This is a genomic window from Parafrankia elaeagni (assembly GCF_000374165.1).
GTDB classification, from domain to species: Bacteria; Actinomycetota; Actinomycetes; order Frankiales; family Frankiaceae; genus Parafrankia; species Parafrankia elaeagni.
The window spans coordinates 47,074-59,610 of sequence record NZ_KB893670.1 but is presented as its reverse complement, the minus strand read 5'-3'; the positions used below and the strand labels follow the sequence as shown (position 1 = coordinate 59,610).

At 74.2% G+C, this 12,537-nt stretch carries 11 protein-coding genes; 4 read left to right on the top strand and 7 right to left on the bottom strand.

Annotated features, from left to right (window positions below; genetic code table 11):
- Positions 1-38 precede the first annotated feature (38 nt).
- A complete protein-coding gene (locus tag B207_RS31895; protein WP_230204757.1) occupies positions 39-1,388 on the bottom strand; it encodes an NAD(P)/FAD-dependent oxidoreductase in 1,350 nt (449 codons plus the stop codon).
- A 317-nt stretch (positions 1,389-1,705) separates the two neighbouring features.
- On the opposite strand from B207_RS31895, the gene B207_RS0100230 reads away from it, so the two are divergent.
- The 3 genes from B207_RS0100230 (at position 1,706) to B207_RS37700 (ending at position 5,046) form a co-directional block, all read left to right on the top strand.
- A complete protein-coding gene (locus tag B207_RS0100230) occupies positions 1,706-3,220 on the top strand; it encodes a gamma-aminobutyraldehyde dehydrogenase (RefSeq protein ID WP_018634498.1) in 1,515 nt (504 codons plus the stop codon).
- 24 nt (positions 3,221-3,244) lie between these two features.
- Positions 3,245-4,267, top strand: a complete 1,023-nt coding sequence (locus tag B207_RS0100225) for an alpha/beta fold hydrolase (RefSeq protein WP_018634497.1) — start codon at positions 3,245-3,247, stop codon at positions 4,265-4,267.
- Between the two features lie 581 nt (positions 4,268-4,848).
- Positions 4,849-5,046, top strand: a complete 198-nt coding sequence (locus B207_RS37700; RefSeq protein WP_084691931.1) for a hypothetical protein — start codon at positions 4,849-4,851, stop codon at positions 5,044-5,046.
- Between the two features lie 455 nt (positions 5,047-5,501).
- Here the strand turns inward: B207_RS37700 and B207_RS31890 are convergent, their stop codons facing one another.
- The 6 genes from B207_RS31890 to B207_RS0100190 all read right to left on the bottom strand — a co-directional run bounded on the left by B207_RS31890 (position 5,502) and on the right by B207_RS0100190 (position 11,437).
- The gene (locus B207_RS31890; RefSeq protein WP_018634495.1) at positions 5,502-6,290 is read right to left on the bottom strand and encodes a glycerophosphodiester phosphodiesterase; all 789 of its coding nucleotides are present in this window, start codon (positions 6,288-6,290) and stop codon (positions 5,502-5,504) included.
- A 46-nt stretch (positions 6,291-6,336) separates the two neighbouring features.
- Positions 6,337-7,179 (bottom strand): histidinol-phosphatase, encoded by an 843-nt coding sequence (gene hisN, locus B207_RS0100210; protein ID WP_018634494.1) that lies wholly within the window; start codon positions 7,177-7,179, stop codon positions 6,337-6,339.
- A gap of 9 nt (positions 7,180-7,188) precedes the next feature.
- The gene (locus tag B207_RS0100205) at positions 7,189-7,992 is read right to left on the bottom strand and encodes a hypothetical protein (protein ID WP_018634493.1); all 804 of its coding nucleotides are present in this window, start codon (positions 7,990-7,992) and stop codon (positions 7,189-7,191) included.
- A 237-nt stretch (positions 7,993-8,229) separates the two neighbouring features.
- Positions 8,230-9,222: a ribosome small subunit-dependent GTPase A gene (gene rsgA, locus B207_RS0100200; protein WP_026310508.1), complete on the bottom strand. Its 993-nt coding sequence runs from the start codon at positions 9,220-9,222 to the stop codon at positions 8,230-8,232.
- Between the two features lie 4 nt (positions 9,223-9,226).
- A complete protein-coding gene (gene aroA / locus B207_RS0100195; RefSeq protein WP_018634491.1) occupies positions 9,227-10,612 on the bottom strand; it encodes a 3-phosphoshikimate 1-carboxyvinyltransferase in 1,386 nt (461 codons plus the stop codon).
- Between the two features lie 24 nt (positions 10,613-10,636).
- Positions 10,637-11,437 (bottom strand): methyltransferase domain-containing protein, encoded by an 801-nt coding sequence (locus B207_RS0100190; protein WP_018634490.1) that lies wholly within the window; start codon positions 11,435-11,437, stop codon positions 10,637-10,639.
- Between the two features lie 29 nt (positions 11,438-11,466).
- On the opposite strand from B207_RS0100190, the gene B207_RS0100185 reads away from it, so the two are divergent.
- The gene (locus tag B207_RS0100185) at positions 11,467-12,315 is read left to right on the top strand and encodes an alpha/beta hydrolase family protein (RefSeq protein ID WP_035739627.1); all 849 of its coding nucleotides are present in this window, start codon (positions 11,467-11,469) and stop codon (positions 12,313-12,315) included.
- Positions 12,316-12,537: the final 222 nt, after the last annotated feature.

Genomic DNA, 12,537 nt, shown 5'->3' with positions numbered 1-12,537 from the left:
GCCACCGGCCACCGGCCAGACCAGCCGGGTGGCCGCTGTCAGCGGCCGCTGGTGAGAGCCGTGACGACGGTGCCGAGCCGGGACGGGTGTCCGGTGCGGTTCTCGCGGGCGTCGGCCGCCGCGGCCAGCAGCGCACCGCCGTTGACGCCGAGCCACCGCAGCGGCTCGGGTTCCCAGCGTCGCCGTTCGCGCCCGACCCAGGGCAGTCCGGTGCGTTCCGAGCTGCGCCCGGTGATCAGCTCGGCCAGCGTCCGGCCGGCGAGCGCGCTCGCCGTCATCCCGTCACCCACGTAGCCGCCGGCGTGGGCCAGGCCGGTCCCGCGGTCGAGGTGGACGACCGGTGTCCGGTCCCGGGGAACGGCGAGCGGCCCGCCCCAGCGGTGGGTGATCCGGGCCTGCGCCGCGGCGGGGAACAGCGTTGCGAGAGTCCGGCGGAGCTGGTCGAAGACGGCCGGCTCCACGTCGAAGGAGGGACGGACCCGCGACCCGAAGTGGTAGGGCGTGCCGTGGCCGCCGAGGACGATCCGGCCGTCGGCGGTCCGCTGGGCGTGGACGACGGTGTGCCTGGCATCGCCGACGGTCACCCGGCGCTCCCAGCCGATCTCCTCCCACACCGCCGGTGGGAGCGGCTCGGTCGCGACCAGCAGCGAGTACACCGGTGCGACGTCGCGACGGGCGCCCGGCAGCGCGGCGGTGTATGCCTCGGTGGCCCGCACGATGACGTCCGCCCGCACGACGCCGTCGTCGAGGACCACCCGCCCGGGCACGATGCGGCGGGCCCGGCTGCGTTCGAACAGGGTCACCCCGCGGCGCTCGACGGCGTCCGCGAGCCCGCGCACGAGGCGGCCGGGATGGACTGCGGCGCAGTCGGGGTCCAGAATCCCGCCCTCGGCGCCGGCCACGCGTACGAGGCGGGCGACCTCGGCGGCGCCCAGCCAGTCGGGGCCGGCCTCGCGGCGCAGCCGGGCGGCCTGCGCCGGGGTGGTCGCCACAGTGAGCAGCCCGGCCCGGGTGAAGTCGCAGTCGATGCCCTCCTCCCGGGTGACAGCGCCGATCTCCTCGACCGTGTCGGCGAGGGCGGGGCGCATCTGCCCGGCCAGGGCTGCGGCGGGGAACAGCGCCGAGCACCAGCCGCCGTTGCGGCCGGAGGCCCCGAAACCGACGGTCTCCATCTCCACCACGACCACCCGCAGCGCGGGATGGGTGACGGCCAGGTAATAGGCGGTCCACAGGCCGGTGTAGCCGGCGCCCACCACGCACACGTCGGCGGTGAGGGCGCCACGGGCCCTCGGTCGGGGCGGGCGCGGCTGGCGGGTCGGGGCATCGGACCACAGGGACCACCCGGTAGGGCTGACGAGCGTGTCCGTGCGTGTCTCGCTGTCGCTCACGGTGCCGTCGTCTCCCACTGCCCCGGACCGACCACCAGGCTCTGATCGGCGCGCCCGGGACGACGGCGGGCCGAGACACCGCCCAGGGTCGCACCATTCGTCCGCGTGCCTCGCCCCGGGGCGTCTGCGAGGCCCCTTCCGGGACGAGGCGCACCCTCCGCGCTCGCGCTTCCGCGAAGGTCGCGACCGGGCAGAAGCCGGGCAGAAGCCGGGCGGACGCGCGGCCGATGCGTGACGGACCGTGGAAGCATCGACCGCGGTGGGTAGGAGCCCCAGGACCCGGGGTGCGCACGGGTCCTGGTGGAGGGAGAAGGCCCATGGTGCGGACGTTGTACAACCTCGTCGGCGGCAAGTCGGTGCCGGCCGTGGACGGTCGGGTCGCGCCGGTGCTGGACCCCTCCACCGGCGAGCTCCTCGCCCACGCGCCCGCCTCGGGGGCCGCGGACGTCGACGCGGCGGTCCGGGTGGCCGGCGAGGCCTTCGAGGAGTGGCGCCGCACGACGCCCGCCGAGCGCTCCCGTGCGCTGCTGCGCCTGGCCGACGCGATCGAGAGCCGCGCGGCCGAGATCGCCGCGGTGGAGTGCGCGAACACCGGCAAGCCACGCCAGCTCACCCTGGACGAGGAGATCGCGCCGTCGGTCGACCAGATCCGGTTCTTCGCCGGTGCGGCCCGGCTGCTGGAGGGGCGCTCGGCGGGAGAGTACCTCGCGGGCCACACCAGCTATGTCCGGCGGGAGCCGGTCGGCGTCTGCGCCCAGGTCACCCCGTGGAACTACCCGTTGATGATGGCGGTCTGGAAGATCGCGCCCGCGATCGCCGCCGGGAACACCGTCGTGCTCAAGCCGGCCGAGACGACGCCGCTCAGCTCCCTGCTGCTCGCGGAGATCGCTGGCGAGTTCCTGCCGCCGGGTGTGCTCAACGTGGTCTGCGGAGGCCGGGACACCGGGCGGGACATGGTCGCCCACCCCGGCCCGGCGATGGTCTCCGTCACCGGCAGCGTCCGGGCCGGCATGGAGGTCGCCCGGGCGGCCGCGGACACGCTCAAGCGGGTGCAGCTCGAACTGGGCGGCAAGGCCCCCGTCATCGTCTTCGACGACGTCGACCCCGCAGCCGTCGCGACCGCGATCGCGGGCGCGGCCTACTTCAACGCCGGTCAGGACTGCACCGCGGCCACCCGGGTGCTCGCCGGTCCGGGCATCGCCGCCGAGCTGGCGGCCGCGCTGGCCACAGCCGCGCGCGGCACCGTCACCGGCCCGCCCTCCCGAGTGGGTGCCGGCGCGGGCGCGGGCGCTGACGCCGGTGCGGCTGCGGGCGCCGCTGCCGCCGCCGATGCGGATTTCGGGCCGTTGAACAGCGCCGCCCAGCTGGAGCGGGTCAGCGGCTTCGTCGAGCGCCGGCCGGAGCACACCAGCCTGCTCGCCGGCGGGGCGCCGCTGGGCGGGCCCGGCTACTTCTACCCGGCCACGGTGATCGCCGGGCTGCGACAGCAGGACGAGCTGGTACAGCGGGAGGTGTTCGGCCCGGTTGTCACGGTCCAGGCGTTCACGTCCGAGGACGAGGCCGTCGCCTGGGCGAACGGTGTCGAGTACGGGCTCGCGTCCAGCGTCTGGACGAGCGACCACTCCCGCGCGATGCGGGTGGCGAACCGGCTCGACTTCGGGTGCGTGTGGGTGAACACGCATATTCCGATCGTGGCCGAGATGCCGCACGGCGGTTTCAAAAAGAGCGGTTACGGAAAGGACCTCTCAGTCTACGGCCTGGAGGAGTACACCCGCATCAAGCATGTGATGCACAACGTCGAATTCCAGGGCCGGGCGGCGGTGGCGGGGTGACGGACAGTGGTCGGGAGTCGGGAAGTGGACCGGGTGGTCGCACGGAAGCCCAGAGCGGTGGGGAGCGGCCTGGCGCCGCGCTTCGTGACCGTGCACGGATATCGCCGTGCCTATCTGCGGGCCGGCCGCGGCCCGGCGCTGCTGCTGATCCACGGCATCGGCGACAACTCGGGAACCTGGCGTGAGCTGATCCCCGCGCTGGCGCGCAACCACACGGTCATCGCGCCCGACCTGCTCGGGCACGGCGCTTCGGACAAGCCGCGGGGCGACTACTCCGTCGCCGGCTATGCCTGCGGGATGCGGGATCTGCTCACCATCCTCGGCATTGAGCGGGTGACCGTCGTGGGCCATTCGCTCGGCGGGGGCGTGGCGATGCAGTTCGCCTATCAGTTTCCCGCGCGGTGCGAGCGGCTCGTGCTGGTCTCCACCGGCGGCGTCGGGCCGGACCTGCACCCGTTGCTGCGGGCCGCGACCGCCCCCGGCGCCGGGCAGGCGCTTTCGCTGCTCGCGAGCCCGCCGGCCCGCCGGGTCGGGTCGGTTGTCGTCAACGCGCTGCGGCTGGCGCACACCGATGTCGGCCGGGACGCCGATGACCTGATGCGTGTCTTCGCCTCCCTCGAGGTCCCGACGGCCCGCCGGGCGTTCCTGCGCACGCTGCGCGCCGCCGTGGACGGGCGGGGGCAGGCCATCACCATGCTGGACCGGTGCTATCTCGCCGCGGGAATGCCTTCCCTGATCGTGTGGGGGGAACACGACGGGGTCATCCCGGTGGAACACGCCCGGATCGCGCACCAGGCCATGCCGGGAAGCCGGCTGGAGATCTTCCCGGACTCCGGTCATTTTCCGCACCATGCCGAGCCGGCGCGGTTCCGGGCGGTGCTGGAGGACTTTCTCGCGACGACGAGTCCCGCCAGCCATTCGGACCGGCAGTGGCGGACGCTGCTGCGCTCGCACGGTGGCGATGGGCGCGAGCAGCACCCGGCCACCGTGGCCGGCCGCCAGCGCGGGCCGGGTGGCACCGCAGGCCCGAGCCTGTCCGGCGGATAGGGGCGGTCCGTCGGGCAGCCGTGGCCGGTCCGAGAGGGAGGGCGGGCGGTGGCGGAACCGACGGTCGGGCAGGTGACCTCCGGCCGACACCGCGCCGGCGGCCACGGCGGTACTGTGCGGCATGAGGTGCCCGCGGCCGGAGGTGGCTGCGGGCCCGGGTCGGCCGCGGGAAGAGGAGCCTGCGGGATGAGGGCTGCGGGATGAGGCGCCGTTGATGGCGCCTGACTCGGTCGGAGTTGTCCTCATCCGTCTGGGGCGGCCCGTGGACATTACCGGACAAGAACTGGTCGGACAAGTACCGACCGGACAAGTTAAGCGGACATGTCCATCAGACATCTCACGGCGTGACCCGCCTCGCCGCAACACTTGTCTCACTCCCGTGTTGTCGGCAGGGCCAGGTGGCTTGCGCGTCCGGTGACAGCGATGATGGTGCCGGGCCGGGACCGGGTGTCGAGGGTGCCCGTGGTTGCGCATTACTCCGGTGCGGCCGCTATCGCGAAGTTCATGGAGCGGGAAGGTGCGTATCTGGCTTATCCTTGGTTCGTAACGCGAATGTCCGTCAAAACTTCGGAGGTCGACCGTTGGCACGCCGTGCGCGACTGAGCTGGCCGCAGGAACATCATCAGGCGAGTGAGGTGGTCGTCCGTCGGGTGGATCCCGGCCGGGGCTGGACCCTCGAACAAGCTCGTGACCTCGTGGAGCAGGGCTACTCCGTCGAGAACGTCGCGGAACGGACAGGCTTTCCCGCGCAGATGCTCAAAGTGGCGGGAGAGGACTGACCGGTCGTTCATCCGGCAGTCGTGATGTCCTCGTGATGTCACGGACTCTTGCCGGTCGGCCGGGTTCCGCGCGCCCGAGCCGACATGGCCGTGGTTGTAGCGCGGGGCGTGTGGTGTTGGTTGCCGACGGTGTCAACAATACTTCTCTGCGTGTCGGTCCCTTGGTGTCTCATCGTGTACAGCGCCAAGGCGTGCGGTTCGAACCCACGCCCATCCGAGCACTTCGCCGAATTGGGCTGGTCAGGTCAATCGTTCGGGTAGTGGAACAGTCACATTCAGACTGCGTCACCGCAATCGGGTGACTCTTTGCTCGTCGGCGCGTGGCCACGGTCTATTGCGGGTGTGCGCTTCCGGGTGACCGGGATTCCCCGTGGTTCCCCGGTGCCGTGGTGCAGTGGTGCGCAGGCACCCGTGTGTGGGGGTCGGTCGTCGCGCTGGCCGAACCGTCGGCTGACTCAGTCGTCGCTGACGGAATCCGGAGACGACGGTGCCTTCCGGGCGGGCGGCTCCTGCGGCATGGGCGGTGCCGCGGTGACATCGACCAGGCGCTGCAGGCGATCCGAGTACAGACCGTCCAGGCCGTACCCGCGCAGCCGGCGCAGCGTCGCCGTCGACTGCGCGTCCCAGCCGAAGGCCGCGACACCGGCGGCGTGCAGGTCGGCCACGATCCCGGCGCGAGCCGGCGCCCACTCCCGGGCACGCAGGTTCAGGGCGTCGACGCCCGCCGCCCGCAGGACGGCCGCGTACGCCGCGCCGCCGCCGTGCCTGGCCACCTCCGCGGCAGAGGTGGAGTTGACGAGCCTGACATCACTGTCGATCCGCCGCCACGCCCGCAGCTCGGACAGCGGGCCACAGAGCCACAACCGGGTGACGGCCGCGGTGCCGCCGGCGGCCCGCGCGGCGGCGAGGGCCGCGTTCACCGCATCCGTGGTGGACATCCCCGCCGGGTGGCCCTTCAGATCGAGGCTGAGGTCGTAACCCCAGCCCACGTCCTGGTACAGCTCGGCGAGGCTCGGTATCCACCCGGGCAGCGCCTCGCGGCGCAGGCCGGTCACCCGCCGCCGCCGGGGCCCGGGCGGGCCCAGGGCGTCGTCGTGGCGCAGCACCGGGACACCGTCGGCGGTCAGCCAGACGTCCGACTCCAGGCCGTTCGCGCCCGCGGCCAGCGCCCGCCGGAAGGCGGGCAGGGTGTTCTCCCGCTGGAGCCGGCCGGGGGAGCCGCGGTGCGCGAAACCGATCACCACCGCCGGATGGCCCCTCGCGCCACCAGGTGCCCCGCCGCCCGGCCGGTCACCTGGTGAAGTGCCGCAGTGCGAGATCGTGCAGATGGCCGTTCGTGGTGAGGATGGTGCCCCCCGCCGGGCCGCGCTGACCGCGCAGATCGGTGAACCGGCCGCCGGCCTCCTCGACGATGATCTGCAGAGCGGCGAGGTCCCACAGCGAGACCTCCGGCTCGCAGGCGAGGTCGACGGCGCCCTCGGCGACCATCATGTGCGACCAGAAGTCGCCATAGGCGCGGCTGCGCCAGACCTGCTCCGCCAGGCTCAGGAACTCGGGCAGGCGGTCCGCGGTGCGCCACCCCTCGATGGAGGCGAAGGACAGGAACGCGTCCGAGAGCCGGGCAACGGAGGAGACCCGCAGCGCCCGGGTGTCCCCGGTGGCGTCGCGGGTGAAGGCGCCCGTGCCGCGGGCGGCCCACCAGCGGCGGCTCATCGCCGGCGCGCTCGCGACCCCGACGACGATCTCGCCGTCGACCTCGAGGCCGAGCAGCGTGCCCCACACCGGCACGCCGCGCACGAAGTTCTTCGTGCCGTCAACCGGGTCGAGGATCCAGCGCCGCCGGGTGTTCTCACCGACGAGGCCCTCCTCCTCGCCGAGCACCCCGTCCCCGGGGCGCGCGGCGGCCAGCCGTTCTCTGATCATGGACTCGACGGCGGTGTCCGCGTCCGAGACCGGGGTGTTGTCGGGCTTCGACTCGACGTGGAGGTCCACCGCCTGGAAGCGGGAAAGGGTGATCCGGTCGGCGGCGTCGGCGAGGCTCAGAGCGAGGGCGAGGTCATCGGCGATCCAGCCGGCGGGGTCGACCGCCCCGACCGGGTTGGTGCTGACGGGGCTCGGGTTTGACGGAGTCACGAGGGAAGACTACGAGTTTCGACGTCCGGGGATCGGCCGCGGTGCTCCGGCCCCACCGGCCCCGGGCGGCCCGGCCGGCGGCGGCACCGGCTCATCCGAGGGCCGCGTCGTGCCGGGGCCGCCTGTTCCAGCGGTTCCGGCGTGCGCCGGCGGGTCGTACCCGTCTGCGGGCGGCCGTCCGTAGAGCGCCTGGGTCCAGACAAGCGTGAGCGTTCTCACCACGTCGACGGGGTCGGCCCGGGGGTGGCGGCCGAGAGTTTCGCGCAGGTAGGCGTCCGTCATCGCCATCAGCGCCCGCGCGCTCTGCGGCTCCTGCTCGGCGGCGACCCGCCCGCGGGCGCGTTCCCGGCTGATCCGTTCCGTCACGGCGTCGGCGAACCCGTCGACGGCCGTCTGCCGGTAGCGGGCCGCGAGGTCGGGGTCCGCGGCGGCGGCGTCCGCGATGGCGCTCAGCACCAGGCCGTGCCGCCGGTGGACGCCGACGAGGACGCGGGTGGAGCGCAGGCAGTCCTCGACCGGGTCGCCGGTGCCGTCGAACCAGCCGGCGGACGTCGCGGCCAGCTCGCCCTCGATCTCATGGAGGAGTCGGCGAAGCAGGTCCGGGAGGTCGCGGAAGTAGGCGTAGAACGCCGAGCGGCCCAGGCCCGTCCGGGACATCAGCGCGGCGACGGTCATCGGGGTGCCCGTGTCGGATCCGATCATCTCGGTGGCGGCGCGGAGGATCTCGCGTTCGGCTTCCACCGGCTGCCGGCGCCGGCGTCTGGCGACGCGGGCGAACTCGGCCGCGCGCGGCAGCGTCCCTTGATCAATCACAGCCCGAGACTAGGCGCCGTCATAGCATGATCACTCTGTCCGGGGCACGGTTTGTCGATCACATGACCGACGCTAGCCCTGCTGGGTCGCGCGCTGTGCTGGGACGCCCGCGGTTGTGTGCCCGCAGGGGCTGCTCCGGGCACGTCCCGCGCGCCCCCGCCATGGCACGTCACCGGCATACGTCACCCGGACGTCACCCGGACGTCGGCCGGACGTCACCCGGACGTCGGCCGGACGTCAGCCGGGCGTGACCCGGGCGGCGAGCAGCCGCCGCAGGCTCTCCACCCGAGTGGGGTCGGCCCGGCCCCGGCGGACGGCCTCGTCGAGGCCGCAGTCCGGCGAGGTCAGGTGATCACAGCCGGGCTCGCAGTCGGCCGTCGCCGCCGCGAGATCGTCGAAGGCGAGCAGCACCCGGTCGAGCTGGACGGCTCCCAGCCCGAACGAGCGGATGCCCGGGGTGTCGACCACCGTCCCCCCGTCGGGGAGCGCCAGCGCGACGGCTGCGGACGAGGTGTGCCGGCCGCGCCCGGTCACCGCGTTCACCACGCCGATCGCCCGGTCCGCGTCCGGGACCAGGCGGTTCACCAGGGTCGACTTACCGACCCCGCTGTGGCCGAAGAAGACGCTGGTCGCGTCCTGCAGCAGGGCGAGCAGCGGGCCGAGATCGCCTGCCGGCCGGGTGGTGACGACGGGTAGCCCGAGCGGCTGGTACGACGCCCGGACCGGCCCGGGGTCGGCGAGATCCGCCTTGGTCAGGCACAGCACCGGGGTGAGACCGCCGTCGTACGCGGCGACCAGGCAGCGGTCGATCAGCCCGGTGCGCGGCGGGGGATCGGTCAGCGCGCAGACGATCACCAGGAGATCGGCGTTGGCGACGATCGGCCGCTCGACCGGGTCGGTGTCGTCGGCGGTGCGCCGCAGCAGGCTGCTCCGCTCGTCGCGGCGCACGATGCGCGCCAGCGAACCCGGCTGGCCCGACAGGTCGCCGACCAGCTCGACCCGGTCGCCGACGACGACGGACGTCCGGCGCATCGACCCGCCGCGCACCGCGGCGACGAACGGGGCGGCGAACGGGGCGCCCGCCGCCGGCCGGCAGGTGTAGCGGCCCCGGTCCACCGCGACCACGACGGCTCCCGCCGCGTCCGCGTGCTCGGGGCGCTGCCGGGTCCGCGGCCGGGAGCCCCGGCCCGGCCGGGTCCGGACGTCGTCCTCATCCAACTCGCGAGCCACGGTGTCAGCCGGCCAGCATCGTCGTCCACATCCGGGCGAAATCGGGGACGGTCTTTCCGGTCGTGGCGATGTCGTCGACGGTCACGCCCGGCACCACCAGGCCCACCACAGCGAAGGTCATCGCCAGCCGGTGGTCGGCGTGCGGGTCGAGGCGACCGCCGTGCAGCGGCGCCGGGTCGATCCGCAGACCGTCCTCGGTGACGGCGACCCGGGCACCGAGCCTGCCGAGCTCGCTGGCCAGCGCGGCCAGCCGATCCGTCTCCTGCAGGCGCAGGTGGGCGATGCCGCGCAGCCGCGACGGTGACTCCGCCAGCACGGCGAGCCCGGTCAGAACCGGCGCGGCCTCGCCGAAGTCGGACAGGTCGACGTCGATGCCGGTGAGGCGCCCGCCGCCGGTGACCCGCAGGCCCTCGGGGCCGAGTTCCGCCTGGGCGCCCATCGCCACCAGCAGGTCGGGCAGCATCCGGCCGGGCTGCTCGGTCCGCTCCGGCCAGCCCGGGATCGTCACCTGGCCGCCGGTGGCGGCCGCCGCGGCGAGGAAGGCGGCCGCACTGTTGAGATCCGGCTCGATCACCCGGTCGCGTGCCTGCGGCCCGCCCGGCTCGACCCGCCAGCGCCGGGTCGACGGCGCCGCGCCCGGATCGGCCTCGGCGCCTCGGCCGCCCGCGACGGACGGATCATCGACATGCACCACCACACCGGCCGCGCGCAGGTCGGCGACCGTCATGTCCAGGTACGGCCCGGACGGCAGCCGGTGGCCGGCGTGTGTCACGGTCGCCCCGTGCTCGAAGCGGGCCGCGCCCAGCAGCAGCCCGGACACCAGCTGGCTGGACGTCGACGCGTCCACGGTCACCGCTCCGCCGGGGATGCCGCCGCTGCCCCGCACCGTGAAGGGCATCAGGTCGCCGTCGATCCGCGCCCCGAGGCCGCGCAGTGCCGCCAGCAGCGGGGTGAGCGGGCGTTCCCGCATCCGTGGATCGCCGTCGAAGTGGACGTCGCCGCGGGCCAGCGTGGCCAGCGCCGGCGTGAAGCGTGCGACGGTCCCCGCGTTCCCGCAGTCGACCGTGGCCGCGCCGCCGCTGATCGTGCCGAGGGGCCCGGTGACGACCAGATCCGCCTCGGTGGAGGCGGCGGAGGTGCCCGGTGCCCCGGGCGCGTCGGTGACCTCCGCCCCGAGCGCCCGCAGCGCGCCCGCCATGAGCAGGGTGTCCCGCGAGCGCAGCGGCGCCCGCAGCCGGGACGTGCCATCGGCCACCGCGGCCAGGACGAGCGCCCGGTTCGTACCCGATTTCGAGCCCGGAACGGCGACAGTGGCCCGGACCGGCCCGGTCGCCACCGGCGCCGGCCACGGGTCGATCTGCTCACGCTGCGCGTGGGTGGTGGTGGTCACCCTGCCAGCATGCCGGATCGAGCGTCAGTCGGGCCGGCGGGCCGACGCGATCAGATGGATGCCGATCGACTCGCCCTCACGCTCGGCGGCGAGCTCCACCTCGGTGCGGACGAGGGTCGGAAAGCAGGAGACGTCCTCGGCCACGGCCCGTCGGACGGCCTCCGCGGAGAGCACCGTGCGCGGACGGATCCAGTCGACCTCCAGGCCCGCGCTGGTCAGCAGGGCACGCAGCTCCTCGGGCCAGAAACAGCGGGTGATGGTCCCGTCCTCGGCCGGGACGAGCACGACGTCGGCGCGTGGGACGTCCGACAGCTCCGCCCACCGGTGCTGCTCGGCGAGCCGCGCCAGGCCGAGCAGCAGCGAGTCGACACACAGCAGCAGGCGGCCGCCGGGCCGCAGCATGCGATGGATCTCCTCCAGTGTGGTCTCGGTGGCCAGGCAGAACGACAGCGCGCGGGCCTCGGCGAGGACCGCGTCGAAGGCGCCGGGGCGGAACCAGTCGAGCGAGCGGGCGTCGCCGACGACCCGCCGCAGCCGGCCCGGACCGGGCGCCGGCCCGCTCTCGCCGGGCGCGTCGATGCTGCTCAGGCTGCCGACCACCCGCACCACCTCGTGGCCGGCGGCGACCATCTGGCGTGCGAATCTGGCCCGCGGGCCCGAGACATCGAGGACACGGACCGGCTCGGTGGGCAGCCACTCCCGCAGCTGGGCCGAGGCGACCTCCTCGTAGAAGGCCCAGTAGGGGTCGTCACTGTCGGCCGGGGCCTCACAGACCAGCGTGTTCGCCCGGGACGAGTGAGCGTCGGCTTCGGCGCCAGACAGCATTGACCGTTCCTACCCTTCGAGGGGTAATGATGCGAGGCAAGTCACACACGCACGGTGAAATTCTGACAGATGTTCAGCCCGACCACGCAATGTCCCTCCGGAGTGGCTCGGGCGACGGAGAACACGGCGTGGCACTGCCTGTCGCCTCCGTGGATGTCGAGCCCCCCGTAGATGTGGACGGAGGGCGCCTGCGCACGGTTCCCGCGCGGGCCGCCGGCCTGGCCCGGCCCGGTGCGACGGTGGTGCTGCTGCACGGAGCGGGCAGCGGCACCGACACCCCGGTACTGACGGCGCTCGCGGGTCGCCTCACGGCTGCCGGGGTGCGCGTCGCCGCGCTGGAGATGCCCTACCGGGTGGCCGGCCGGCGTGCCCCGGACCGGCCGGCCCGGCTGGACGCCGTGCTCACCGCCGCGACCGAGGTGCTGGGCCGCCCCGCGGTGCTGGGGCTGGCCGGCGCGTCGATGGGATCGCGGGTGGCGGTCCGGTGCGCCCGCGCGGTCGGGGCCCGCGCCGTGCTGGCGCTGGGCTTTCCCCTGCTGCCACCGGGTGGGCGGCCCTCGCGTGCCCCCGAGCTGGCCGGCGCGGGTGTTCCGGTGCTGGTGGTCCAGGGGGAGCGGGATGCGTTCGGCACTCCTGTGCCGCACCCGGCGCCCGGGCCGCACCCGGCGTCGCCCGACCCGGCGTCGCCCGACCCGGCGTCGCCCGACCCGGCGTCGTCCGACCCGGCCCGAGCGGTGTCCCTCCACATCGTGGCGGGCGCCGACCACTCGTTCCGCGTCCGGCTCCGGGACGCCCGGACGGTGGACGACGTGACAGCCGAGGCCGCGGACGTCGGTGCCACCTGGCTGCTCGGCCACCTGCTCACCGACGGGGCCTGAGCCCGGCCCGGTGACGGGGCCTGGGCCGGTGACGGGGCCGGTGACGGGGCCTGGCCGTGGGCAGGTGCCTGGGACGCGGGCAGGCCGCACCCCCGATATGTGCTCACGTCCACCTCTGATACCCAGCTTCGCGGCGGGGAACCGGGAATTGCGGCTGACGTTCGCGGGTTTGCCGAGGAGGAAGCGCTTGATGCCTGGTCCGGCCGGGCCGCACCGAGGTGG

Excerpts from the sequence above, each read along its gene's own strand:
- B207_RS0100230 (WP_018634498.1), top strand. The coding sequence starts at position 1,706 with ATGGTGCGGACGTTGTACAACCTCGTCGGCGGCAAGTCGGTGCCGGCC.
- B207_RS0100185 (WP_035739627.1), top strand. The coding sequence starts at position 11,467 with ATGCGAGGCAAGTCACACACGCACGGTGAAATTCTGACAGATGTTCAG.
- B207_RS0100190 (WP_018634490.1), bottom strand. The coding sequence starts at position 11,437 with ATGCTGTCTGGCGCCGAAGCCGACGCTCACTCGTCCCGGGCGAACACG.